This is a genomic window from Spirochaetota bacterium, from assembly GCA_038043445.1.
Taxonomy (GTDB): Bacteria; Spirochaetota; Brachyspiria; order Brachyspirales; family JACRPF01; genus JBBTBY01.
The window spans coordinates 1-26564 of the sequence record JBBTBY010000133.1 but is presented as its reverse complement, the minus strand read 5'-3'; the positions used below and the strand labels follow the sequence as shown (position 1 = coordinate 26564).

At 55.5% G+C, this 26564-nt stretch carries 21 protein-coding genes; 12 read left to right on the top strand and 9 right to left on the bottom strand.

What is annotated here, in order from left to right:
- Nucleotides 1–540 precede the first annotated feature (540 nt).
- Genes tsaD through metG form a run of 4 tightly spaced genes read right to left on the bottom strand, consistent with a single transcriptional unit; the run spans nucleotide 541 to nucleotide 5086 of the window.
- Entirely contained in the window at nucleotides 541–1542 is a 1002-nt protein-coding gene (gene tsaD / locus AABZ39_17875) for a tRNA (adenosine(37)-N6)-threonylcarbamoyltransferase complex transferase subunit TsaD (protein ID MEK6796650.1), read from the bottom strand.
- Nucleotides 1539–2348 carry a divergent polysaccharide deacetylase family protein gene (locus tag AABZ39_17870; protein MEK6796649.1) on the bottom strand — a complete coding sequence of 270 codons (810 nt, stop codon included), beginning with the start codon at nucleotides 2346–2348 and terminating at the stop codon, nucleotides 1539–1541. The genes tsaD and AABZ39_17870 overlap by 4 nt, the downstream gene beginning before the upstream one ends.
- A 15-nt stretch (nucleotides 2349–2363) precedes the next feature.
- Nucleotides 2364–3140: an OmpA family protein gene (locus tag AABZ39_17865; GenBank protein ID MEK6796648.1), complete on the bottom strand. Its 777-nt coding sequence runs from the start codon at nucleotides 3138–3140 to the stop codon at nucleotides 2364–2366.
- Nucleotides 3140–5086 (bottom strand): methionine--tRNA ligase, encoded by a 1947-nt coding sequence (metG, locus tag AABZ39_17860; GenBank protein ID MEK6796647.1) that lies wholly within the window; start codon nucleotides 5084–5086, stop codon nucleotides 3140–3142. The genes AABZ39_17865 and metG overlap by 1 nt, the downstream gene beginning before the upstream one ends.
- Before the next feature lie 277 nt (nucleotides 5087–5363).
- Here metG and AABZ39_17855 point away from each other — a divergent pair, with 277 nt between their 5' ends.
- The 10 genes from AABZ39_17855 (at nucleotide 5364) to AABZ39_17810 (ending at nucleotide 18788) form a co-directional block, all read left to right on the top strand.
- The gene (locus AABZ39_17855) at nucleotides 5364–6845 is read left to right on the top strand and encodes an alpha/beta hydrolase (protein ID MEK6796646.1); all 1482 of its coding nucleotides are present in this window, start codon (nucleotides 5364–5366) and stop codon (nucleotides 6843–6845) included.
- A gap of 38 nt (nucleotides 6846–6883) precedes the next feature.
- On the top strand, nucleotides 6884–7960 hold the full coding sequence (locus tag AABZ39_17850; protein MEK6796645.1) for a PQQ-binding-like beta-propeller repeat protein: 1077 nt from the start codon (nucleotides 6884–6886) through the stop codon (nucleotides 7958–7960).
- Nucleotides 7957–9234, top strand: a complete 1278-nt coding sequence (locus AABZ39_17845; protein MEK6796644.1) for a glycosyltransferase family 4 protein — start codon at nucleotides 7957–7959, stop codon at nucleotides 9232–9234. The genes AABZ39_17850 and AABZ39_17845 overlap by 4 nt, the downstream gene beginning before the upstream one ends.
- A 330-nt stretch (nucleotides 9235–9564) precedes the next feature.
- Complete coding sequence (locus AABZ39_17840; protein ID MEK6796643.1) at nucleotides 9565–10608, top strand: hypothetical protein; 1044 nt, start codon at nucleotides 9565–9567, stop codon at nucleotides 10606–10608.
- A 45-nt stretch (nucleotides 10609–10653) separates the two neighbouring features.
- On the top strand, nucleotides 10654–11724 hold the full coding sequence (locus AABZ39_17835) for a hypothetical protein (GenBank protein ID MEK6796642.1): 1071 nt from the start codon (nucleotides 10654–10656) through the stop codon (nucleotides 11722–11724).
- A 5-nt stretch (nucleotides 11725–11729) separates the two neighbouring features.
- Nucleotides 11730–12425 carry an ABC transporter ATP-binding protein gene (locus tag AABZ39_17830; GenBank protein MEK6796641.1) on the top strand — a complete coding sequence of 232 codons (696 nt, stop codon included), beginning with the start codon at nucleotides 11730–11732 and terminating at the stop codon, nucleotides 12423–12425.
- Between the two features lie 230 nt (nucleotides 12426–12655).
- Nucleotides 12656–13861 carry a PQQ-binding-like beta-propeller repeat protein gene (locus AABZ39_17825; protein MEK6796640.1) on the top strand — a complete coding sequence of 402 codons (1206 nt, stop codon included), beginning with the start codon at nucleotides 12656–12658 and terminating at the stop codon, nucleotides 13859–13861.
- Nucleotides 13862–14053: 192 nt separating this feature from the next.
- A complete protein-coding gene (locus AABZ39_17820) occupies nucleotides 14054–15592 on the top strand; it encodes a Do family serine endopeptidase (GenBank protein MEK6796639.1) in 1539 nt (512 codons plus the stop codon).
- 142 nt (nucleotides 15593–15734) lie between these two features.
- Nucleotides 15735–17006, top strand: coding sequence for a hypothetical protein (locus AABZ39_17815; GenBank protein MEK6796638.1), 1272 nt, complete (start codon nucleotides 15735–15737; stop codon nucleotides 17004–17006).
- A gap of 3 nt (nucleotides 17007–17009) precedes the next feature.
- Complete coding sequence (locus AABZ39_17810; GenBank protein ID MEK6796637.1) at nucleotides 17010–18788, top strand: ABC transporter ATP-binding protein; 1779 nt, start codon at nucleotides 17010–17012, stop codon at nucleotides 18786–18788.
- 6 nt (nucleotides 18789–18794) lie between these two features.
- Here AABZ39_17810 and radA read toward each other — a convergent pair whose 3' ends face one another.
- The 5 genes from radA to mazG form a co-directional block, all read right to left on the bottom strand.
- Nucleotides 18795–20153: a DNA repair protein RadA gene (gene radA / locus AABZ39_17805; protein MEK6796636.1), complete on the bottom strand. Its 1359-nt coding sequence runs from the start codon at nucleotides 20151–20153 to the stop codon at nucleotides 18795–18797.
- Between the two features lie 39 nt (nucleotides 20154–20192).
- On the bottom strand, nucleotides 20193–21191 hold the full coding sequence (locus AABZ39_17800; GenBank protein ID MEK6796635.1) for an inorganic phosphate transporter: 999 nt from the start codon (nucleotides 21189–21191) through the stop codon (nucleotides 20193–20195).
- Nucleotides 21192–21194: 3 nt separating this feature from the next.
- On the bottom strand, nucleotides 21195–21821 hold the full coding sequence (locus tag AABZ39_17795) for a DUF47 family protein (GenBank protein ID MEK6796634.1): 627 nt from the start codon (nucleotides 21819–21821) through the stop codon (nucleotides 21195–21197).
- A 143-nt stretch (nucleotides 21822–21964) separates the two neighbouring features.
- Complete coding sequence (locus tag AABZ39_17790; protein ID MEK6796633.1) at nucleotides 21965–22924, bottom strand: GNAT family N-acetyltransferase; 960 nt, start codon at nucleotides 22922–22924, stop codon at nucleotides 21965–21967.
- 30 nt (nucleotides 22925–22954) lie between these two features.
- The gene (gene mazG / locus AABZ39_17785) at nucleotides 22955–23746 is read right to left on the bottom strand and encodes a nucleoside triphosphate pyrophosphohydrolase (protein MEK6796632.1); all 792 of its coding nucleotides are present in this window, start codon (nucleotides 23744–23746) and stop codon (nucleotides 22955–22957) included.
- A 336-nt stretch (nucleotides 23747–24082) separates the two neighbouring features.
- Between mazG and AABZ39_17780 the strand changes: the two genes are divergently transcribed.
- Nucleotides 24083–24976, top strand: coding sequence for an AraC family transcriptional regulator (locus AABZ39_17780; protein ID MEK6796631.1), 894 nt, complete (start codon nucleotides 24083–24085; stop codon nucleotides 24974–24976).
- Between the two features lie 115 nt (nucleotides 24977–25091).
- On the top strand, nucleotides 25092–26564 hold a 1473-nt coding region (locus AABZ39_17775), incomplete at its 3' end, for a LamG domain-containing protein (GenBank protein ID MEK6796630.1).

Genomic DNA, 26564 nt, shown 5'->3' with positions numbered 1-26564 from the left:
AGTGCTGCCGATGTCCCGCACAGTGCTGCCGATGTCCCGCACAGTGCTGCCGATGTCCCGCACAGTGTGGCGCAAATCGCCCTCCAGGCTCGCGCCACCTGCGCCCTCCATGGCGCACGGTTGCCGATGTCCCGCACAGCATGGCGCAAATCGGCATCCTGCCTCGCGCCACCTGCGCCCTCCATGGCGCACGGTTGCCGACATCCCCGCACAGTGTTGTGCAAATCGGAGCACGCTTGCCGAAGTGAAAATCTCAAAAATCCCCCTACAATCAGCGATAATTCACGGTCTTTTCCCTATCAACAACGTTTTTTCATGCACGAAGCGGCGGGGCGTTGCCGAGAAAGCGCCTGGTGCGAGCACTACATGGATGTATTCAGCAATTTAATGCATGAGATCATTATTATTCATCGAACACTTTTGCCAGTAGCAGCTGCGAGCACTGCGGCGAGTCCGAGGCAGGAAGCCGAGGACGTCTTTCGAGGCAATGCCCCGCCGCGAAGTGCAGAGAAAAACGCCCCATCTTCATCGGTGCGGCGCCTACCTTCTTTTCTCTATCACCCTCGACGCACAAGGAATATTATGATCATCGTACGCCGCCCGCCCGGCGAGATGATATCCAAGCCCGGCGACCATCGCCGCATTGTCCGTGGTGTATTTCCGCTCGGGGAGATGCGCCGATATCTCGCGGCTTTCGGAGAATAGTTTTCTGAGATAGCTGTTCGCCGCAACGCCGCCGGAAATGCCGACGGTGCGGATGCCGCTTTCGCGCGCATAGGCGGTGACCTTGTCGTAGAGCACGCCCACCGCGCTTTTCTGGAAGGAGGCGCAGATATTTTCCATGGTCGCGGTTTTTCCTTCGCGGAGGAATTGTTCGGTCTGATATACCACGGCGGTCTTAAGCCCGCTGTAGGAGAAATCGAATCGATGTTTCCCCGCCACTTTCGGCCGCGGATAGGCGATGGCGTTCTCATCGCCGAGGGCGGCAAGTTTATCGACGATAGGGCCGCCAGGGAAGCCGAGTTTGTAGAACTTCGCTATTTTATCGTACGCTTCACCCACGGCATCATCGATGGTGGTGCCGATGACGGCGTAGATGTCGTGATCCGTCACTTCGCAGATAAGCGTATGCCCGCCCGAAACGACGAGGGCGATGTAGGGGAAGGCGAGCGTATGCGAAAGGTGTACCGAATAGATATGAGCGGAGATATGATTAATGGGTATGAGCGGTTTTTTGAGCGTGAACGCAAGCGCTTTCGCCGCACCCACACCGACAAGGAGCGAGCCGATGAGGCCGGGGCGATTGGTCACCGCAATCGCATCGATATCATCGAGGCGAACGTTCGCTGTTTTCAATGCGCCGTCGATGAGGAGCATTATCGCTTCGAGATGTTTTCGCGCCGCAAGTTCGGGTACGACACCGTCGTAAAGCGCGTGTACATCCACCTGCGAGCTTAAGAGCGATGCGCGCACAGTGGTGCCGTCGTCGACTATCGCGACGGAGGTGTCGTCGCATGAGGTGTCAATGCCGAGTATCGTCATTGTACGAGCTCCGAGAGCCGCACGAGGCGTACGCCGTGTTCGGTTAGGCGCGGCAGCTCTTCGGCGAGCACGGCAAGCGTCATCTCCGATGTATAATGGCCGATGGCTATGGCGCTGCCTTGGCGTTTCGCACGGGCGATGAGCGCGTTGAAACGTTCACGTATCGCGCGGACGGTGCGCGTGTCGTCGAGGAAGATGTCGCGCTTGGCGGCGGGTATGTGCATGTCGCGCATGACATCATACGCGGCGCTCTTTATCGATGTCCGTGAATCGAGGAAATAGACGCCGCGTTCCCTGCAGAAATCGGCCACCGCAACGAGCGATGTCTTTTCTTCCGTGAACCGCGAGCCGGTGTGATTGTTCATGCCGCGGGCGCCGCGGACGGCGGTGAATGCCTTCTCAAGTGATATCTTCACGGCTTTGGCATCATTGCTGACCGTGAGATAGTGCATGCCGCGTACTTCGTTCTCATCATGCGGTTCCATCGGCATGTGAACGATGTATTCATACCCCCGCTGTGCGAGCGTGCCCGCGAAGCGCGATGCATACGCGCCTTCCGGCAGAACGGCGAATACGATGTCCGGTGAAAGAGCGAGATATCGTTCTTCGTATGTACGCTGTGCGCCGCAATCGTCGATGACAATGGCGATGCGCGGGGTGTCATCGGGGGCGGTGAGCGCATTCGTCGCGGCGGTGTTCGTGCGTTCGCCGGTGCGCGGCGGCGACAGATCGATGATGCGCGAGAGCACGATGCAGAGCACCGCGATGAGGATGAGCATGAGGGAGTAGAGCGTCGAGGTGCGCATGGATATTATCGTCGGTCAGTAGAGAAGGTCATACGACACGACAACACGGCGGTTCTCGCCGTTCATGGGGTCGCCTGCGTTCTTCATATCATCGGCGCCGCGGCTGAAGATGAGGAAGCGGTCGCGGTCGACGTGATAGTTCTGCGATATGTAATTGACGACACTTTTCGCCCGTTCGCGGGCAAGCTCCCTGATGCGCGCCGCGCTGCCGCCCATCTCGTTCGTGCTGGCATGCCCTTCAACCGTGATGTAATTGTTATACACGGGATTGTTCCCGTAGTGTTTCACAAGATCTCGTGCTACATCATCGATATCCTTCTGCCAGTCATACCCGCCGAAGATGATGAACGGTTTCTCGATCTGTACATTGCGTATATTGGGGTCATCGAGATTGAACCGTATGAGCTCTATCCAGTAGCGGTGACGATAGACGGTCGGTATCGGCGATTCCGTGCGTCTGCATTTTGCGTTCGTGAACGGCAGGGACGGTATCGTCGTTATCGTGTTCGGCAGAACGGTGAATCGGGGGAATTCGAACGCATAATGACCGCGCGAAGAATCGGCGATAAGCACCTTGAGCGTATAGACGCCCGAGGGCACTTTCTCCATGAGGAATCTTCCTGAATTCCAGTCGAGCTTGCGGTAATTGTTCTCATCGAGAAAGATGAGGACATTATCGAACGGCGTGCCGTCCATCTCGACGACACCGGCAAGTGCGCCCTTGGGCGGAGGCGGTGCGAACCCGAAGAGTATCGCCGCGATACAGAATAACAGCATGCGATGGGTATTCATCAGCTTATCCGTGTTCCGATCGACATATCCTTATCGGGCGTAAGGAGCGATAGTGTTTCCCCGCCTGCTGCGAGCACCATCCCCTGCGATTCTATCCCCATGAGCTTACGCGGCGCGAGATTGGCGAGGAAGACAACGCGTTTGCCGATAAGCGTTTCCGGCGTGTAATGCGGATAAAGCCCGCCCACGACGCTCCGCTTTTCCGTGCCGATATCGATGGTCATGTGTATCAGTTTTTCCGAGCCCTCGACGCGTTTTGCCTCGAGCACCTCTGCCACGAGGAGCGTGAGCTTCTTGAAATCATCATAGGTTATCGTGCCGTCCATGGCCGGTGCTTTTTCCATTTTCTTTTCCTTCGACGCGGCTTTTTCCGGTTTTGCGTCCCGCGCCAGTTCCTTCTCGATCTCGACGCGCGCAAAGAGCGGTTCCCCGCGGGTGATCGCCGTGCCGGCGGCAAGCACGCCGAATTTCCGTGCATCATCCCAGTGCGGCGTATATGACATTCGTTCGAATACTTTTTTCGCGGTCTCCACAAGAAAGGGTGAAAGCAGCGTCATGACGATGCGAAGTGTTTCCATGGCGGTAACGATGACGCGTGAAAGGTCTTCCGTGCGGGATGCGTCCTTCGCCATTTTCCACGGCGCTTCTCCGGCGACATAGCGGTTCGCTTCGCTTATGACGTCCCATACAGCGACAAGTGCGTCTGAGAACTGCAATTTCTCGAGCTTCTCTTCGACCGAGGATGCCAATGCAAGCGCTTTATCAACAAGTGTCCGCTCCGCATCGGTGAGCTTCTTCGCATCGAAAGCGGGGAGCTTTCCCCCGAACGCGCTTTCAACGATGGTCGTCGTGCGATGCCAGAGATTGCCGAGGTCGTTGGCGAGATCGGCGTTGAAGCGCTTCAAGAACGCCTCCTGCGTGTAGTGACCGTCGTAGCCGAACGTCATCTCGCGCATGAGGAAGTGGCGTATCGCATCGATGCCGTAGCGGTCGGCGAGCACGTTCGGGTCGACGACATTCCCTTTGCTTTTCGCCATCTTGCCGCCCTCGAAGAGTATCCAGCCGTGACCGTATATCTTTTTGGGGAGCGGAACGCCGAGCATCTTGAGCGTTATCGGCCAGATGATGGCATGGAAACGCACGATCTCTTTTGCCATGAGATGGACGTCCGCGGGCCAGAATTTCCTGAAGAGCGCATCGTCCGAAGATGCGTAGCCGAGGCCGGTGATGTAGTTCGAGAGGGCATCGATCCAGACATAGATGGTGTGCTTCGGGTCGAACGGCACCGGTATGCCCCAGGAAAGATTGGTGCGCGATACGGCGAGATCGGAGAGCCCCGGCTTGAGAAAGTTGTTCACCATCTCGTTCACGCGTTCGCGCGGCTCGAGGAATTCCGGATGTTCCTCGTAATACTTCAAGAGCCAATCGGCATACTTCGACAGCTTGAGGAAATACGCCTCTTCGGTGCGGCGTATCAGTTCGTTGCCGCAGTCGTCGGAGGGGCAGAAGAATTTGCCGTCACGCTTGACCGCCTGCGATTCGGTGAAATACGCCTCTTCCGAGACGCAGTAAAGCCCTTCGTAGGTGCCCTTGTAGATGTCGCCCTGATCGTAGAGCTTCTGGAATATCGCGGTGACCGATCTCTTGTGCGAGTCGTCCGTAGTGCGGATGAAGTGGTCATAGGATATGTCAAGCCGTCTCCAGAGCGCCTTTATCCAGACATTGATCTTGTCGACATGCTCCTGCGGCGTAAGCCCGTTCTCTTTCGCCTTCGTCGCTATCTTTTCGCCATGCTCGTCGGTGCCGGTGAGGAAGAATACGTCGTGTCCGGTAAGGCGTTTGTAGCGCGCCATGACATCGGCCGCTACCGTGGTATAGCAGTGGCCGACGTGCAGATAATTGGACGGATAATATATCGGCGTCGTTATGTAGAACGTTTTTTGCATGCAATGATACTATCGCACCAATGGTGAAAAAGCAAGACAGCGATGCTTCTCCGGTACTATGTAAGACAAATGCAACCACAGAGGAAAAACAGAGAACACAGAGAGGAATAGTGGGTTTTTGGTTTTTACCCAACGGGTGGTTTTTTCTCTCTGTGCTCTCTTCTTCTATTTCTCTGTGGTTTGTTCGTAAATTCTTATACGGCACTTTAGATGTGCATGATGCTTGCACGATGACACGCGGAGGGTATAATACATCCATGATATCGGGAGTGCATACATGCGTACGATCATTTTTCTGCTCTGCGCGTTACCGCTTATGAGCGCCGTCATCGATGGCGTCGCCGGACTTTCCATCAACGATACGGGTGATATGAAATTCAACGATGTCGCCGTCGAGATGGTGATAAGTGAAACAGGCAATGTGCCGACGATGCAAAACGCCGCATCGGTAAAGCGCGATCCGGGATATCCGAAGACCGATGCGTCATCGTTCGCGATCAACGGCATTATCACGGCGGGCAGATCGAAAAAGCAGTATCCCTTCACGCAGACGGTGACGAGGTCCGCCGCCGGTATCGAGCTGTCGTATACGATCGATGACCTTGCCGACGATATCATCGATGTGCGGCTTTCGTTCAAGATGCCGCTCGCTGTCGCGAAGGGGAGGGCGGTGACAGCCGATGGAAAAATGGTCCCGCTGCCGATAGAAGCGGACGAGTTCACCATCATGAACGATGTGTCGATGAAGTCCATTGCGCTGCCGGCGATGGGCGGCGATATTCTGGTGACCGGATCGTTCATCGGATTCCTGCAGGACCGGCGCAAGTCGAAACAGGATTGGTATGAAACGCGGCTGCAATTCATCCGCGAGGGGACATCAGCCCGCTTTCGAGCGATCGTGTCGGCGATACCGGAAGGCGCCGCTGCACAAGCCCAGGTGAAGCCGTCCTTTGAGCGGTTCAGTAAGATCGCTGTTGAAAAGAACGTTGCTTATCTTGCTCCCGAACGGGCGGAAAAGATCGATATCTATATGCCCGAGGCGGGAGATGAGCGCTTCCCCGCCGTGCTCGTGATACATGGCGGCGGCTGGAGCGGCGGCGATAAGGCGGATAAACGCGAAACGCAGATATGCGATACGCTTGCCCGCGCGGGGTTCGTGGCTGCAAGCGTGAACTATCTCCTCTCCGCGAAAAATGCGCCGTCATGGCCGACGAATATCCACGATGTGAAAAGCGCGATACGATTCCTGCGCGTGAACGCGGCGAAGTATCATATCGATCCTGCGCATATCGGGACCATCGGCGGTTCGGCGGGCGGCCATCTCGCCATGCTCATGGCATTGACCGGCGATGACGAACGGCTCGATCCGCCTCTTTACCCCGGGACATCCACGAAAATAGCAGCGGCGGTGAACCTCTACGGGGTACCCGACATACGAAAACCCCTGTCGAAAAGTACGCGAGGCTGCGGCGAGGGATGGATCGGCAAGCGCGCCGAGGATGAGACATCGCTTTTCGAATTACTCTCGCCTATAACGCATGTGAAGAAGGATAGTGCTCCGGTATTCACGCTCCACGGCACAAAGGACGTCACCGTGCCGATAGCGTATTCCGAGGAGCTTATCGCCGTAATGAAGGCCCGCGGTGCGCCGTATCAATATACGGTAGTGAACGATGCGCCGCATACGTTCTACATCAATTCCAAAAGCGGCGATTTTCGCGAAGTGATAGTCGAATTCTTCAGGAAGTATCTTCGATAGTAATTTGACATCACGGATAACTTGATTATACTCCTTGCATGCGTTCCCTTCTTATCATATTGTCAGCCGCGCTGGTTTTTGCCGAATGGCCGATATTCCGCGGCGACGGCGCCTTATCCGGCACCGCGGTGTCGTCGATACCCGATCGCCCCGTCATTCTCTGGTCGCATGTCGTGGGGAAAAAGACGGTATCCTCCCCGGTCATAGCACGGGGTGTCGTCTGCATCGGCGGGGACGGCGTGTTCGCGCTTTCGGTGTCCAACGGCAAGCGGCTCTGGTCATATCCCTCGAGCAACAGCTTCGATGCACCGCCGCTTATTTATGAAGGAAGTGTCTATATCGGCGACAGCGCGGGTACGTTCCATGCGTTCGATCTTTCCACCGGCAGCATACGCTGGCGATTTTCAACCGGCGAGCAGTTCGCGGGGTCGGCGAATGCGGCGAGCGGGAAGGGGCTCATTGTCGCAGGCTGTTATGACAATACGCTCTATGCCTTCGATGCCCAACACGGCCGCGTCGTGTGGAAATTCGAAACGGATAATTACATCAACGGCGCGCCTGCGGTGAGCGACGGGCGTATCGCCTTCGGCGGCTGCGACGGGAATCTCCATGTGCTTTCATATAACGGCGAGAAGCGCGCGGCCATCGATGTTTCCTCGTACATACCGTCATCGCCGGCGATCGCCGGGACGCGTGCGTATTTCGGCAATTACGGCGGCAAGCTCATCTGCGCCGATATCGCGAAGGGCCGCATCGAGTGGCAGTTCGGTGAGGAGGACGGCGCGCCGTTCTTCGCGTCGGCGGCTGTGGCATCAGGGCGTGTCGTCGCCGGGCGCCGCGATAATAAGATATACTGCCTGGATGCACGCTCGGGTAAACGCGTATGGACCTTTTCAACGCGCGGCGATGTTGACAGCTCGCCGGTGATAGCATCGAATACGGTCATCGTCGGTTCGGCGGACGGCTCCGTGTATGCGATAGCGCTTGCGACAGGGAAACTCATTTGGTCATATGAGCTCGGCGGGCGCATCACAAGCTCGCCCGCGGTGGATGACGGGCGAATCATCATCGGCTGCGAGGACGGGCGCGTGTACGCATTGGGGGCAAAGCGATGAGGATAGTGTATGTCGTGCCGGGCTTCGGCAATACGTTCTACTGCGAGAATTGTTTTCGCGACGGTGCGTTCATCAAAGAGCTTGCCGCTCGCGGGCATGATCTCATGATGGCCCCGATGTATATCCCCGTCGCCGGTGCGCCGATAGATGCGGATACCCCGGTGTTCTTCGGCGCGGTCAATGTCTATCTCAAGGAGAAATTCTCCATCTTCCGGCGTTCGCCGTCGTGGCTTGAACGCATCCTCAATGCCCCGTTCATTCTGTCGCTCGCAAGCTCGCAGTCCGGTTCCACACGCGTACGCGGGCTTGAGGGCATGACGCTGTCGGTGCTCCGCGGGGAATCGGGGAATCAGGCGAAAGAGCTCGACCGCCTCGTGCAGTGGCTCATCGAATACGGCAAACCCGATATCGTCCATCTCTCCAACGCGCTCCTCATCGGGCTCGCCCCGGCGATACGGGCGAAGACAAAAGCCCGTGTCGTCTGCTCGCTCCAGGACGAGGATACCTGGGTCAATGAGATGGAGAAGCCGCTCGATAAGGAAGCGTGGTCCGTCATGCGCGAACAGGCGAAGCATGTCGATGCGTTCATTGCGGTGAGCCGTACGTTCGGACGCGCCATGCAGAAGCGACTGGCGATACCGGCCTCGAAGCTCCATGTCTCCTACATCGGTGTGCCGACGAAAGCATATAAACGTTCGGTGCTGCCCGATACCCCTGTCATCGGATATCTTTCACGGCTCACGCCGTCGCTCGGCCTCGATATACTCATCGATGCGTTCATTCTCCTCAAGAAGGACGAACGTTTCGCGCGCGCGCGGCTTCGTCTTACCGGCGGGCTTACCGGCGACAATAAGAATTTCGTTGAGGCGATGAAGCGCAAACTCCGCCATGCGATGTGCATCGATGACGTCGATATCATTCCCGACGCCTATCGCGATGACCCGCATGGTTTTCTGTCGTCGCTCACCGTGCTCTCGGTGCCGGTGCCGGAGGGCGAGGCGTTCGGCACATATCTTATAGAAGCGTTCGCGTCCGGCGTGCCCGTTGTACAGCCTGCAGCGGGGGCATTCCCCGAGATAATCCGTCTTGCCGGTGCCGGGGCGCTCTATTCGCCCAATACGCCTCAAAAACTCGCCGATGCGCTCGCATCCCTTCTTGGCGATCGAAAGCGGCTTGAGCGGCTCGCGAACGCCGGCGTGCGTGCTGCGAAAAAGCATTTTGATGTGGCGGTGATGGCCGCATCCGTTGAACGCGTATATCGTAAGCTTCGATGAGCCGCCGTTGACATACGCCCGCGCTTCACGATATTTGATCTGCATTTCGCAGCGGATACCATGGCGGCGTACACTTCGGGGTAGGCGGCGCCCATTTGCCCGCGGTCAATGCATATGGTACCGCACCGCGTTTTGTTTCGCCGGGGTTCACTGTGATGAGATGCGGCGTATCAGTGAGAATCGTTGAAAACGCGTGCAAGGGATAACGTAAGGATCGATGGATCGTCGTCCCGGAGGTGGCGGATGTAAAGCGGTTTGACAAATACGAATATCATGATATAAATTCTCAAGGTTGCAGAGGGCGATGTGGATTTCTTGCAGGAGATATCGGTGAACTTAAGGAATACAGGCATACTGCTCATGCTGTGCGCTATCGGCTCGGCAGGTCATGCAGGAGAACGGAAAGTGAGGGTCGAAACATCCGATCATTTCAGCGTCTGGGCATCGAAGGTCGACGGGACTGACCGCAGGCTGATAATGACCGATCCGAAGCGGCAGATAACGCATACCCGCATTTCACCGGATATGGAATGGATGACGTTCTCCACCTACAACAATTTCGGCAAGAACGGCCTCGCCATTGAGGACAACAACTATGCCAATTCCGAACTCTGCATCATGAAGCTCGATGGAACGGAAATGAGGACCATTGCAGGTCCCGTGCCCGGTGAGATCAACTGCAACGGGAGTTTTTCATCGGACGGCAAGCGGATAGTCTTCATGTCGACACGGTCCGGCGATGGGTGTTTGCTGTATTGGTACGACATGGCGACGGGGAATATAACGAAGGTCCCGACGCCATCGGCCCTGCACGTGCTGTCGGACCCGCATGAGGTGAAGGATCGTATCATATTCCCGTCCCGTCCCGAAAAACGCGGTGAATCGCAGGCCGTCTGGATGATGCACACGGATGGCACGGACGCACGGCAGATCTCGTTCCCGAAAAAGCCGGAGAACGCACCGAGAGAGGCATTGCTCATCGGTGATTATGACTGCCGCATGTCGCCGGACTGCACCACCGTAAGCATATTTCGCAATGTGGGCGGGGCGTTCCACATCGTACTGCTCACGGTCGCCACCGGGGAAGAGATCGATATGACCGAGCCGTTTTTCACGAGCAGGAACAAAACGGCCGAAGGCGTCGTCGACTGGTCGAGCGACGGCAGATTGATGATATTCCGGCACATCGCACTTGATCATGACGGCATGGCCGGTGTCGGGCTTTATGTCATGCGCCAAGACGGCAGCGGGCGAAAAAAGATAACCCTCGCTGCGGGGGAGTTCCCGCATTGTCAGCCGGGTTTTTTTCCCGAAGGTTCGGGCCCCCAAGCGCGTATAATCTATCAGACACAGAAGAACCCGAATTTCAAATGAACACGAATAAACTTCCCATTTTAAAATGATCAGGAGCAAGCAGCTGTGAAGAAAAGGTGGGGAGTTATTACCGTTGCGGTTCTATTCCTGTCTGTTTCATGCGGTGTAAACTATCCGCATGCATCCACGACTGTGCAGGCCGGGCAGTTCGCACTGGGGATGCATTTTCATCGAGTATTCAATGGGCTCGGCTCCCCGCTGCCGACGTTTCGTTATTCAGTCGTCAGGGACTGGGATATTCAATTGATTCGAATCTGGGAGATATGGAAAGATAACGGCACAATTACCGGTGCCCTGGATTTTACTCTGATTGATCAGGTGTATTCCAGCCATGCGCAGCATGGTGCGAAAATGATCAAGGTGTTCTCAGGAGTTCCAACGTGGGCGGCAAAACGCCCGACCGAGGCAGATCCCCATCCTTTTCCCGGTATTCCCGGGCGGAGAAGCGGTCCTGCAAGCCTGGAAGCGTATGAGTTAATGGTTTACAATTTTGTTTCCCATACCAAACAATACTTATGGGCTGTTGAAGGGGAGAATGAACCCTATGCCTGTACAACGGACTATAAGTTTTTCTTCTCCGGTTCGGCTACAGAATTAGCGGACATTCAAAAGCGGCTTTACCGTGCGACCAAGCGTGTCGATCCGAAAATCCTGGTTTTCTCGCCGGCACAGTATCTCATATGCGGGATTGAATCTTTTCTGCAGGCTAAAACATCAGAGGGCGAGCCCATAAGCCTGTTCTTTGACGTATTGGCATTTCATCTCTATGAGACATCGGCCGACTCCATGGGGCCGATCGGCGGGAGTTATGAATCCAGCATAGCACAAATAAAACAAATAGCTGCGGCGGCAGGAATTCCCGAAAAAATGCTTGCTGATACTGAGCATGGCTGGGGGACCACGGGGGCCGGGGCACCCTTTCATGGACTCACCGATGGCCAGAAGTCTGTCGTCATCTATGAGACAACCAAAGTTGCCAGGGAAAACGGTTTGGTCTTTTTAGGATGGTATTCGTATGAAAGCGATTTAGTCGGCACTCCTATGAACAATCCAACCCTGAGCCAGGGTCTGGATATGGCCTTTTCAGATTTTGCTACTCTTGGACCGGGGAAGTAAGGGATATGTGCGCTGCTTCATCCATCATATCCGGCGAGCATCTGGTAAAGCGGTATCCATCCCCCGACGGCGGGACCATTACCGTGTTGAACGACGTATCGCTCTCCGTCGAACGCACGGGGTCGCTCGCTGTTGTCGGCCCGTCGGGCTCGGGGAAAAGCACGCTGCTCAATCTCCTCGGCGCCCTCGATGTGCCCGATGCTGGCGATGTGATAATTGCCGGGAAGCGTATCGCTTCATTGGATGAGAAAGAACGCTCACACGTGCGGAACACCGATATCGGTTTTGTGTTCCAACTCCATCATCTCCTGCCGCAGCTGACCGTCCTTGAGAATGTCATGCTTCCCGCACTCGCCTTCGACCGCCGTGTTTCGGATGAGATCCATTCGCGTGCCAGGAAGCTCTGCGACCGTGTGGGATTATCGAAGCGTATCGATCATCTCCCCGGGGGCATTTCGGGCGGAGAACGTCAGCGCGCGGCCATCGTGCGTGCGCTCATCATGCGGCCGAAACTGCTCCTTGCCGATGAACCGACAGGTTCGCTTGACCGCACAACGGCGACGGATATCGCCGATCTTCTCGTCGAGTTGAACCGCGAGGAAGGGCTTGCGCTCATCACGGTGACGCATGCCGAGGATGTGGCGGCAAGAATGGGCTCGGCGGTGCATCTCAGCGGCGGGGCTCTCATCAAAACGCGTTAAACAAATACCGGATAGGGAATAATTTTACCACAGAGTTCACCGAGGGGCACAGAGAGTGATCGAGAAGGATGTTGCTGCCGCTCATGTTTACTGGTTGGATCATGCTCGTTCGAATTTCTCTGTGTTCTCTGTGCGCTCGGTGGTTCAATGTTTCAATGCAGTTCGAGCCTGGTCCGCCGTTTGACATCGCCCAGTAGTTTGCTATACTTTCGAATGTCATGGAGGTATCTATGCGAGTTCTCATCATTTTCATTGTCACATCTGTTCTCATCTTCGCTGACGACTGGCCGCAGTTTCGTGGTGTCGATCGCAACGGGATATCAGGCGAGACCGGCATTTCAAAGGATTGGAAAGCGAATCCCCCGAAAGAGCTGTGGCGCACGTCTGTCTCCGATGACGGGTTCGCGGGACCGTCCGCGGCGGGCGGCATGGTGTACGTTATAGACCGGGAAGGCTCAGGGGATGCGCTTCGTGCCATCGATATGTCCGGCAAGGAAGTTTGGAAATATTCGTATCCGGAAAAAGCATCGTTCAATTACGGGTTTTCGCGTTCGACACCGGCGTACAACAATGGAAAGGTATACGGATTGAGCATGTACGGACACTTCTACTGCGTCGATGCGAAGACCGGGGCGGAAGTGTGGGCTATGAACATCGTAAAGAAATTCGGCGGTGTGCTGCCGAAATGGCAATATGCACTTTCACCGTTCATTGACGGGGATAATGTCATCATCGTTCCCGGCGGCGGAAAAAACCCCATCGCGGTCAATAAGGAAAGCGGAGAGATGGTATGGCAGGGTGATGTCGAAGAGGGGGTAAGCTATGCGACACCGGTAGTCGCCACCATCGGCGGCATAAAGCAGTACATCCTCTTTCTTGCAAAATCGCTCACCGGCGTTGATGCGAACGGCAGGAAACTCTGGAGCGTTCCATGGGAGACATCGTATGATGTGAACGCCGCGCTTCCGCTTGTCATCGATGACCGCATTTTCATCACGAGCGGGTACAAGCACGGCTGTGCGCTGGTGAAGGTGGACGGGAAGAGTGCATCGATAGTCTGGGAGAACAAGAACGTGCAGGCGCATTTCAGTTCGCCGGTGCTGTATAACGGCGCTATCTATGCGAGCAGCGACCCGGACGATGTCGTTTGTCTGGATATCGATACCGGGAATGTGAAATGGCGCAAAGGTGTTATTGAGAAAGGCGGATTCATCATCATCGACGGTGTCATCATAGCGCATCACGGCAAGACCGGCGAGGTGATAATGATCGAGGCGAATCCCGCGGCATATACCGAGCTCGGGAGATTCCAGCCGTTCAAGGACGGAAAACCTGCGGGCACGAAGAATTGGCATTTCTGGACCGCGCCAATTGTCGTCGATAAAAAACTCATCGTGCGTAGTCCGCTGGAAATGGCGTGTTTCGATCTGCAGTAGCGCGGTTTCCCCGTACCGGTGACTGCGCATGAATATATCGTGAAAATGGATAACAAGGGCGCACGGTTCCCGAGCTTGTCGAGGGATGAGCCCTTGTCCTTGTCGTTTCATGCGTATAGGATTTGACCGATCGTCCCTATTTCTGTTTATTACAGTAGGAGCGGGTCATAGCCCGCTTACAGGAGCATGACCATGATTGCTGCAACACGATCGAGAATGTTCTTCACCATGAATATAGCCCTCCTTTTCATCCTGGTGGGCATGGTGCTGTCGTTCTTCATCTTCTCGTTCGAACGCGGGAACAGCCGCGGTTTCTTCGCGTACGGACAGTCCAAAGAGCGCGTGCAGATGTCCGATGCCGAAGCGCTCAAGGGCGCGGTCGCCGTGCAGCAGGTGTTCAGGAAGATAGCCCGGGAGAACATGGCGGCGGTGGTGAACATCTCCACTGAAACGGTGGTGGAAGTACGCAATCCGTATTCCGATTTTTTCGGCGATGACTTTTTCCGCGAGTTCTTCGGCGGCGGCGGCGGACCTGGCCCGTCGATGAAGCAGAAACAGCGGAGCTTAGGCAGCGGTTTCATCGTCGATGATGACGGGTATATGCTGTCGAACCTGCATGTCGTCAAGAACGCCACAAAGATAACCATACGCCTTTATAATGAGTCGAAGGACTATGAGGCGAAGATAATCGGCACCGATGAGAGTTCCGATCTCGCGCTTCTCAAGATAGAAGGCAAAGGGCGGAAATTCCCGGCCGTCAAGCTCGGGGATTCCGACGAAGTGGAGCTCGGTGATTATGCGATCGCGATAGGCAATCCGTTCGGGCTCAATAATACCATGACCACCGGCACGGTGAGCTCCAAGGCGCGCAACGATGTTTCCATGGCGAACAAATTCCAGCGTTTCATCCAGATCGACGTGCCGATAAACCCGGGTAATTCCGGCGGTCCGCTCTTCAATATTTACGGCGAGGTCATCGGCGTCAATTCGATGATATTCTCGACCTCCGGCGGCAATATCGGCATCGGCTTTGCGATTCCGATAAATCTTGCGAAGAAGATAATGGGTCAGCTCCGCGAAAAGGGCAAGGTCACACGCGGATGGCTCGGCGTCTATTTCCAGGACATCGACGAGAAGCTCGCGAAGAGCCTGGGCGTGGGCGAGGACAACGGCGTATACGTTTCATCGGTGATAAAGGAATCGCCCGCTGAGAAGGCCGGCATGAACGAGGGCGATATCATCACCGACGTCGACGGCAAGGCGATCAAGCGCACGGGCGATCTCTACGGCATCGTGACGGAGCTCCCGGTAGGGAAGACGGTGTCCGTCAAGCTGATACGCGACGGCAAGGCGCTCTCGATGAACGTGAAGATAGCGGAACGCCCCGAGGAATCGAAACTTGCCGCATCGAGCGGCGGGAACGGCGGCGGCACCGAGGCATCGAACGATCGCATCGGGATAACCGTATCCGATATCACCGCCGATATCGCGCGTGAGCTGCGTCTGCGCCCCGATGATAAGGGTGTCGTCATAACGAAGGTGAAGCCGCGTTCGCCGGCGGCGGAGGCGGGGCTTCAGCCGGGGGATATCATACGCAAGATAGACCGGCGCGCGATAAGCGGCGTGAAGGATTATGAAGCGGCGGTCAAGGAAGTGAAGAAGTCATATCTCCTTCTCGTGAAGCGGGGGCTCATCACGGCCGCGGTGAACGTGGAGCTTGACCAGAAATAGTATCGTGCACTCATTCAACTCCTCTACGAAGCCCGCGTCGTACCCCACGGCGCGGGCTTTATTACATCCCAGCGCTGCCGTTGCGCGCCGCGCTTGCGATAACCCATACCCCGCCGTATAATCGCCTATCGCCGGAGGTTTCATGCGGCTCGCATCCCTCATGATCTGCATTTCGATACAATGGCTTTGTGCAGCCCCATCCGATATACTCCCGTTCAGCAGGTCCGAATTGACCGAGATAGAGTCATCATTCTTTGCCGATATCGACGACGGTAAACTCGATGATTTTACCGCATACGATGCGTTCCTCATCGCCTCGGGGCTCTGCGAACGGGCGGAATACACGGCATATCAGAAGAAGATACATGCCATTCGCGATAAAGCGCTCGCTGACCTCGGCTCGTCGCGCGGGGAAGACCCGTACGCTCTCGGAAAAAAACTCCTCTTCTGGCTCTATGACAATGTACTTAAGACCTATCAGGCGACCGCTACGGTAGCCTATACGATACTGGACAACGGCGAGTATAATTGTCTTTCAGCGAGCATTCTCTATTGTCTTCTTGCCGCAGACCTGGGGCTGCCGGTGTACGGCGTCATGGTCCCCGATCATGCGTTCTGTGTGTTGAAGGATGCGCGGGGGGATAAGGATATCGAGACAACGGTGAAATACGGTTTCGATCCCGGGTCGAAGGAAATAGAAAAGCTCAGGAACGAAACGCGATATGTCTATGTCCCGAAGAACAATTATTCCAAGCGTGAGGAAATGAGCGTGCTTTCGCTCATAGCGAACCTGTACGGCAATCGCATCAGCCTTTTGCAGCACTCGACGGGCGATTGCGAAAAGGACATGCCGAAATACAAGAAGGGATATTATATCGATCCGCGATCGACGTTCTTCCGGGAGAATATCGCAAGCTGTTTCCACAATCTCGCGATATTCGCCGTGCAGAAGAACGCGTTCACCGCGGCGATGGATATCATCCGGCAGGGGAAGGTGTTCGACCCGAAGGGCGATTATAGAACGCTTACGCTGCAGGTGTACCAGACACAGGCGCGTACCGCTGCGGCAACGAACGATTTTGCCGGTGCGATAGCAAAGACGAAAGAAGCGTTCCGGGAATACCCCGCTGACCCATTGATGCGGCAAAACGTAGTTTACTACTATACGACATGGGGGCGCCGCTATTCGGAGAAGAAGGACTATCAGAAGGCGCTCTCGATATTCGAGGCGGGGAACAGGGATGTGCCGGATGCGGTGCTTGAGAGGAATATCCGCGCCATGTACTACAATCTTGCGGCTGCCGCATACCGGGCGGGCGACCGCCGGGGGGCATCGCGCATCTGCGATACGGCGCTCACGCTTTTCCCCGCGGATGCGGAGCTTAAGAAATTAAAGGCGGCTTCACAGCAATAGACCATGGAACGAAAAACATTCTACGAGAATAAAGGCATTTTCAAGAATTTCCTTGCCTACATGGAGTATTTCGGGCCCTACCGCGGGCGCATATTCTGGGCGATAATATTCTACACCATTGCGTATGTGCCGGCGGCGTCGTTCTCCATCATCGTCAAGCTCGTCGTCGATACCTACATCCCCGCGGGCGATGTGGTCAAGATATATCTTTCGATATTCATCATACTCATCTTCGGCATCATCAATGTCACGTACTGGATGGCGTTCGGCACCACGCGGGTATCGATAATCAAGAACGTCTCGCGGGACATGCGCAACAATATCGTTACCAAGCTCCAGATGCTTTCGCTCCAGTATCACAGCATGTCGGAAACGGGGCGCCTCTATTCGAAGATAATGGTTGACGTGAACAAGATAGAGGGCTTCGGCGATGCGCTCTTCAATCAGGTGCTTGCCGTCATCGTGGCGCTCCTGTACAGCATTCTCGTCCTTGCGCTCGTGAACTGGAAGATACTGCTCGTCCTGCTCCTGTTGCTGCCGCTTGTGTTCATCATGCAGCGGATATTCAAGCGCACCCTTGAGAAGCAGCAGCATCTCGGGCGCATGGTGAACGAGGACCTGTCGCAGGCGGTCACCACGTTCCTGCAGACGTCGTTCCTGGTCCGCGTACACGGTGCGGAGGAGTATGCCCATCGCGCCGTCGACGCGAAGAACCTGAACGTGATACACCGCTACCGGAACATCGCCTTTCGTACGGCGCTCTTCGGCGCATCCAATTCGGTGATGACGCAGCTTCTGCAGTTCTCCATACTCATCATGCTCGCCATAGCCGTCGTGCAGAAACGCATTCTCATCGGCGAGCTCTTCCTGTTCACGCAGTTCTCGAACAATATCATCGGCAATGTCACCGCTATCATCAATCAGTACAATCTTTTCCTTGAATTCTCGGAGTCGATGAATTCGGTGAACGAAATACTCACCGCGCCGGACATCGAGTTCAACGAGGGGAAGCGCAAGGTGGCGGCGCTTAAGGGCGATATCCTGTTCGAGGATGTGACCTTCGGCTTCGCGCCGGAACGCCCGGTGCTCAAGCATATCAGCGTGCGCATCAATAAGGGTGAGACGGTGGCGCTCGTCGGCGCTTCCGGCGGCGGCAAGACCACGTTCGCCAATCTCGTGCTCGGTCTCTATCGCCCGCTCGACGGCATGGTGTATCTCGACGGCATGCCGGTGGATGAGCTCGATATGCGTACGGTGCGGCAGCATGTGGGCGTCGTGACGCAGGACCCGATATTGTTCACAGGGACGGTGGAGGATAATATCCGTCACGCGCGGAGCGGCAATTCGCTCGCCGAGGTGCTTGAGGCGGCGAAAAAGGCCAATGCCGTTGAATTCGTCGAGAAATTACCCGAGCAGTTCAAGACCATCATCGGTGAGCGCGGCTTTACGCTCTCCGGCGGTCAGCGCCAGCGCATCGCCATCGCCCGCGCGCTTCTCAGGGAGCCGGCGATACTCATACTCGATGAGGCAACGAGCGCGCTCGATGCCGAGAGCGAGCGGCAGATACAGAAGGCGATAGAGACCATGCTCGGCAATCAGACGACGCTCATCATCGCGCACCGCCTTTCAACGATACGCAGTGCCGATAAGATACTCGTGTTCAAGGAAGGGGAGATAGTGGAGACGGGTTCGCATGAGGAACTCGTCGGGCTTCGCGGGGAGTACGCGAAACTGGTGGCGCTGCAGCTCCATGTGAGCGTGGATGAGCTGGCGAAAAAATAGATAGAATTATGCCTTCAGGATATGCTCTATCGCTTCCCGTACCGTCTGTACCGGAACTATTTCCACATCGCCGACAGCGGCTTCCTTTTTATTTCCCGCCGGGACGAGCATTTTCGTCACGCCGAATTTCTTCATCTCTCGCACGCGCCTGTCGATGAAGCGTACGCTCCGTATCTCCCCTGAAAGCCCGAGCTCACCGGTGCATGAGATATGCCGAGGTACGGACACGCCGGTAAGCGATGAGGCTATCGCCACCGCAACGCTGAGATCGCTCGCTGTCTCACGCACACGAAGTCCCTGCGCCACGTTCACATGTATGTCCTGATTGGCGAGCGCGAGTGAAGCGCGTTTCTCGAGTATTGCGGCGAGCATGAGGAGCCGGTTCTGCTCGTATCCCATCGCGAGCCTTCGCGGATAACCGAACACCGTCGTATTGACGAGGGCCTGCTCTTCCACGCAGAAGACGCGGCTTCCCTCGATGACGGGAGCGAACACCGTTCCCGAGCCGATGTCACGCGCGCGGTCGTAGGCGAATATGCCCGACGGGTCGGCAACGTCGTGCAGTCCCGCCTCGCGCATCTCAAAAACGCCTATTTCGTCAACCGATCCGAAACGGTTCTTAACCGCCCGAATGATGCGGTACTGCCCTTCGGCATCGCCCTCGAAATAGAGCACGGTATCGACGGTGTGTTCCAGTATCTTCGGCCCTGCGAGCGTTCCGTCCTTGGTGATATGGCCGATGACGAAGGTGGTTATTCCTTTCTCTTTTGCGAGCACGAGGAGCATTGCCGCCGCGTTCTTTATCTGCGCCATGCTCCCCGGTATCGAATCGATGTCGTCGGAGAACAATGTCTGCAGCGAATCGATGACGATGAGCGAGGGCATATCGGCGGCCGCACGATCGATGATCTTATTGATATTGGTCTCACCGGCGATGAAGAGCTTGTCGCCGACGCTTCCGGTGCGTTCCGCACGCATCTTTATCTGCGCGGGGGATTCTTCCCCGCTGAAATAGTACACCGGCTTTCTCTTCGCCATTGCCGCGGCGCATTGCAGGAGGAGCGTCGATTTGCCGATGCCCGGTTCCCCGCCGATGAGCGTGAGCGATCCGGGAACTATGCCCCCGCCGAGAACGCGGTCAAGCTCGGCACTGCCGGTCGCCACACGGCTTCCCATCGGGGCTTCGACAGCGGAGATATGCGTGAGCGTTATCCCCGAGGACGAGCGCTTCGATGCGTCCTTCGCCGGGACTTCGACATGTTCTTTCAGCGTGTTCCATTCGTTGCAGGAAGGGCATTTCCCGGCCCATTGCAGGAATTCATTCCCGCAATTCGCACAGACGAACGTCGATTTCGGTTTCGCCATGGGGTCACTCTTTGCCGGGGTGCATCATTCGCTGTCGTATTACACGATGTGATGGAATATCCGGACGATGAGGTATGAACCGGCGGATATCAATCCCGCGCAGGGGATGGTGAGCACCCATGCCCAGAGCAATTGACCTGCTACGCTCCATTTCACCGCCGAGAGCCGCTTGAGCGTACCGATACCCATGATGGCACCGGTGATCGTGTGCGTGGTACTTACCGGTATGCCGAACGTGGTCGAGATGAAGAGCGTGACTGAGGCTCCGAGCTCAGCGCAGAACCCGTCCACCGGACGGAGTTTCGTCACTTTATGCCCCATCGTTTTCACGATACGCCAGCCTCCGAACATGGTGCCGAGACCGATGGCGAGATAACAAGAGATGATGACCCATTGCGGGACGGGCGCGTTGGCCCCCATCATGCCTGAACCGATAAGAAGTCCCATGATGATGCCGATCGTCTTCTGCGCGTCGTTCCCGCCGTGGCCAAGACTGTAGAACGCGGCGGATAATAGCTGTCCTTTACGGAATACCCCGTCCACCTGCGTTGGCGTGAAGAAATTTGCGATGCGATATACCAGGAACCCGAGGACAAGACCGAATACAAGCCCCATGATCGGGGCGACGAAGATGAATATCACGGTCTTCATTATCCCGCCCCAGACGAGTACAGCGGGGCCCGCCTTCACGAGCGCTGCACCGATGAGACCGCCCATAAGCGCATGGGATGAGCTTGACGGGATCCCGAAGAACCAAGTGATGAGATTCCATGCGATGGCACCGACCAGCGTCGCAAAAATGATGTTCGGGTCGAGTATTGAAACATCGACTATCCCTTTCCCGACCGTTTTTGCGACATGAAGGCCGAAGATGAAAAGCGCAGCGAAATTGAAGAAGCCGGCCCAGAGGACCGCGAGCTGCGGGGGCAGCACACGCGTAGCAACGACCGTGGCGATGGAATTCGCAGAATCATGGAAGCCGTTTATGAAATCGAAGATGAGCGCAAAGGCGATGAGGCCGACGATGAAATATTCCATGCGTCAGCCCTGTTTGACGACAATGGTGCTGATGATGTTCACCACGTCCTCGCATATGTCAAGCGTCGTTTCAGCGCCTTCGAATATCTCCTTCCACTTGATGAAAGTTATTGCGTTCTTCGCCTTTTCCATATAAGCGCCGATGACCGCGTCCTTGAGCTGGTCGCCCATATTCTCGAGGCGGTTGACCTCAATGCAAGCCTCGCGGATGATGGTCGCTTTTTTCACGTTGCGAAGCCCGCCGAGCGCTTTGCAAAGGAATTCCGACGCCTGCACGATGTATTCGGCGAAGAGGAGGAGGTCCTTGTTCTTTTCCTTGATCTTATACACATGCATGCGTTTGGTGACCGAGTAAATGATATCGACGACATCGTCCATTTCATTCGCAAGTTCAAGGATATCCTCACGGTCGAACGGCGTTATGAACGTGCGGTTGAGGCCATTGATGATATCATGGGTGGCCTGGTCGCATTCATGCTCGATATCGTGCATCTTGAGCACGGCGACATCGTCGCATTTGCCGGTCGCCGCTATTTCCTTGAAGAATGCAGCGGCTTTTTTGAGATGCGCCCCCTGCGCGTCGAACATATCAAAAAATTTTACATCCTTGGGAAATATGCTGAAGCCCATAACGCCTCCGATGAAGATATATGTTATCGATACGCATCGATTCTACATCAGAACCCATAATTGTCAAGATTGCGCATGCATTTTGTTCGTATTATGTTTATTTCGTATTCGGAGGAGCGGGGTGTCGTCATTGTCCTTGTGTTTCACAGCCACAGATGGAGTACGCTCGCCGCGTGAATGAATGAGAAGCCGTTCGCGGTAAGGCCATCGATGTAGGAAAAACGGTTCAATGCGCTCCACGCTTCGAGCACATCGGCGCTTGCGCATGTTGTTCGTACCGCATGGTCGACCGCCGCACGGACGATGACGGCGTTCTCGCGGCATTCCGGGACGATATGGCAGTCATCGATGCGGGAGAAGCGTGTACCGGTGAATTCCGTGAGCCAGCCGTCGGTGCGCAGCGAGAAGAAACCTGCCGGCTTCCGGTTATGCAGAAGCTCGTATACCGCTATCGCTTTCTTTTCCGCTTCGCGTGCGATGAATGCGAGATTATGCGCGCGGACCTTCTCCAGTGGCAGATGATGGTCGAAAAAGAACGAGTGCGTCCGCGTGATATCATAGGCGGATAATCGCTTCTCGATGTCAACGTCGAGCGTTTTCGTATCGAGCGGGTTCTCCCCATCCGTCGGTTGAAGTCCGTAACGCCGGAACGTTCCCCAGTTCAGCACGGTGTGAAAGCCGTTCCTCTCGTAGGTGCGCAGTGCCGCGGTATTGTCCGCGTCGGTGCCGACATAAATAAGCGAGAATCGATGGGTGCGGAAATATTCGAGCACGGCGCGTACGAGGCGCGAGCCTATGCCGCGCCCCTGATCTGCGGGTGCGACGGCGAGCAGTATGATGTTGGCGATCTTTTTTCCGATACGTTTTCCCATGTCCGCGTCGGTTCCGAAAATAATGAAGCCTGCGAGATGCCCCGAGCGTTCGGCGATGAGGCAATTGCCCGGATAATGCTCTATCGCACGTTTGGCGTAATAGCGGTACAGATAATCCCCGCCGGACGCCGAGAGCCGTATATCGGTGTCTATCGATGTTTTGCAGAATGCGGTGTGGCAGATGACTTCCACATCGCCGGCATCCGATGTTTTCGCGTAGCGTATCGTCAATCGCATCTCCGTGCCATGATCGTATCGCGGCTATTCGGCGAGTTTGCTCTTTTCCCAGACGGCGTCCATTTCCGCGAGCGTAAGCGTGGAAAGCTCGCGGTTCTCTTTTGCAAAATGATCCTCGATGAACGCGAAACGCTTACGGAATTTCCTGTTCGTCTTCATGAGCGCACCCTCGGCATCGATGGAGCGCATGCGCGCGACATTGACGAGCGCGAATATGAGGTCGCCGAGCTCTTCTTCGATGCGCTCGGGGGGCGATGATTCCATCTCTTCCGCGAGCTCCTCCACCTCTTCACGTACTTTCGCAAAGGCCTCCCGCCAGTCGGGGAAATCGAATCCCACGCGTTTCGCCTTGCCCTGTATCTTGTATGCCTGCGTAAGCGCGGGCAGCACTTTCGGCACGCCGTCGAGTACGGAGCGATGCTCGATGTTCTTATCGATCTTTTCCTGCTTCTTTATCTCTTCCCATTGGCGCAGTATCTCATCGGTGGATGACGCTTCGCTCTCGCCGAACACATGGGGGTGGCGGCGTATGAGCTTGTCATTGATGCCGGCGATGACGTCATCGATGGTGAACTTCTTTTCATCCGCGGCAATCTGCGAGAGGAATACGACCTGGAGGAGCAGGTCGCCGAGTTCTTCCTTGAGCGCATGCATATCCTTATCGAGTATCGATTCTATGACCTCGAATGTTTCTTCGAGAAGATACGGGCGTATCGTGTCGTAGGTCTGCTCTTTATCCCAGTCGCATCCGTTCTTGCTTCGCAGTCTCGCCATTATCTCGACCAGCCGCGGGAAGTCGTTCTTTGTGCCGCTCATCGATGCTCCTCAGCCGATCGGGCCGATATCGTTGAATTCGATATTGATAGTATATTGGGGCTGTCAAAATGCAATTGGACTGTCGGTTCCAAATCCTTTCCTAAATCTTTCCTCGCGCCTTCGCTCCTTCGCGTGAGTTCCTCTTTCCAAATCATATCCCCATTGAGCCGAACATGAAGAGATGTGTCACGCCAAGCCGCGATGAACAGGATGTGCCGGATCACAGCGGCAATGGAAATCCGGGAATTCTGGTAATTCCCGACCGACTTGACTATAGAGAGGAGCGGGAATACACTACCCTCTATGAGTCATCGTCGGCGGGGATCAGGACAGGCAGTGCTGTCAAAAGACCTGACCCCATGGTCGCATCTGCGAGATGCGGACTATTTTTCCGATGACTTTCCCTTGAGCATTCGATACGTCAGCCATGATGAGGCCATCGAATGGCATGACCATGATTTCTACGAGATCGTTTTTGTGGCGAACGGCAATGGTATCCATAAGGTGGCGTCGCAGAAGACGCGGATCAAACGCAACGACGTATGCATTATCCCCCCTGGCGTCTATCATCGCTATGACATGCCCCGTCATCTGTCCGTGGCCAATATCATTTTTTCCCCCGTGTTCCTCAAGGGGATGAGCGCTTTGCAGAAAGCAGCCGCGCCATTGATCGGTGCGATGACGGCTTCCCGTACGGCGAAGAGCGGGATCATGCTTCACCTTGATGCGGATAATTTCCGCGGCGTGAAAGCGGCCGTCGAAACGATGGTGCGAGAATATGCGGCTGTGCGCACGGGTTGCCGGGAGGCATTGATGGCCCAGTTCACGATGTGTCTCATCTGTCTCGATCGCGCGTACAGGGTGGCGGTACGCTCCGATGTATGGAAGAATGGGTCGCGGGAGAATGCCCGCACATCCGTCATCGAGCGGGTTCAGAACTACATCGATGCGCATCTCGCGGAATATATATCCGGAACGGAACTTGCGGCCATGGTATCGCTGAATCCGTCATATGTATCGCGGCTGTTCAAGGCAGAGACCGGCTATGCCGTCACCGAATACATCAACGAGGCACGCATCAAAAAAGCATGTGAAATGCTGGCGACGACTGACGCGCAGGTGATCGATATCGCGCTCTCGGTCGGGTATAACAGCATTTCATATTTCAATCGCACGTTCAAGGCCCATGCCGGCATGACGCCGAAACGGTATCGGCGGGAAAGAAGGTAAAAATCATGCTATTTCCATTTGTCATAAGAGTGATAGACTGAAAGGGTTGCCGGAGTTACTGTTACTGCAGGATACGTTCCTACGTGTGCATGCGATCAAAGGCGGGAGTAAAAGTATGAACAGAACATCAAGAGGACTTCTTATGGTCGGTATCGGGGTCGTACTGTCTTCCGTTTTCAACGCTGCCGGATTGAAGGCGGCTGATAACGACATCGCTCTCTCGTATGAGGGGGCGGCTTGGGTGAAGGGGAAGTTCGGCGGCGCCCTGCAGTTCGACGGCAGTTCGGGGTGCATCGATTGCGGCGACCAGAAACAACTCAGCCTTACCGGCGCTCTTACCCTCGAAGCGTGGGTGAAGCGAAGCGGAAGAACGCCCTATAGCGTCATTATCGGAAAGGGCAAAGACAAAACCTACCAGATCGATACTGGTTCCTCCGGGACGGGCGTGCGTTTCGTCTTAATAGGAGCGTTTGTAAATTTCGAGGCTCCGGATGTTATTCCCGAAGGCACGTGGGTTCACATCGCGGCGGCGTACGACGGCAAAAACACCGCGCGTATTTACGTCAACGGGAAAGAGGTTAAGACGCAGACAATAGACAAAGCCAAAGGCGAAGTAAAGGATGTACGTGTATCGCTTGGCATCGGCTATAACGGGGAGAGCGGCGGCTTTTTCAATGGGGCTATCGACGAGGTGCGCATCACAAAAAAATGCCTGAATTCTTTCGAGCTTGAAAAAGTGCCCGCGGCCGACGCGGATACAGTTCTCCTACTCCATTTCGACGAAGGGGGCGGCATTGTCCTGAAAAACGCTGCTCTCGGCAGTGCCGACGCTGCAGCGGATGCGCATAATTCAAGATATGATGGTCCTACACTATACTCAATGCCTGCGGGTCAGCCGGTATTTGACGGGTATCAATTGAAGATCGATGGCCAGCCGGTGCCGATATACGCATGCCGTGTGTCGGCGGTGCCGTTCAATCAATGGTTCCCGGGCTATCAGCGGCCGCTCGAACAAACGGAGCTGGCAGGATTCTCCTATTGGGACATGAACGGCAGTGTGAAGATCGAAGTGACCTCTCAGCAATCGGTGACCGATGTGGTGGTACGGCCCCTCTCGCTGGGTATAAAGCCGAACGTTGACGGCAATAAAATAAGTTTTGAATTGAACTCAATCGCCCCGGTCACGGTCGAAGTGAACGGGTATCATAATGCCCTGCATCTATTCCCCAATCCAGCGCAGAAGGATGTGCCCAAGGGGAAAATATTTTTCTGCAATACATATCAATGCAATTACTGTTCGCCCATTCAGGACAAAGTGCGCGTGATCCAGTCGCCGAATATGATATACTTCGGCCCCGGAGTTCACGATGTAGGTATACTGCAGCTGAAAAGCGGCGATACCGTCTATATTGCCGGCGGTGCGGTGGTGTACGGATGCTTTATTGGATTTAATGCGACGAATATCCGAGTGTACGGCAGGGGGATACTTGACGGCAGCAGGATCGAGCGCAATGATCAGCGGGGTATCGGCGGTTTCGGATGTTTGTATTTCAGGAATTGCAGCAAGATAACTATTGAAGGTATAGTG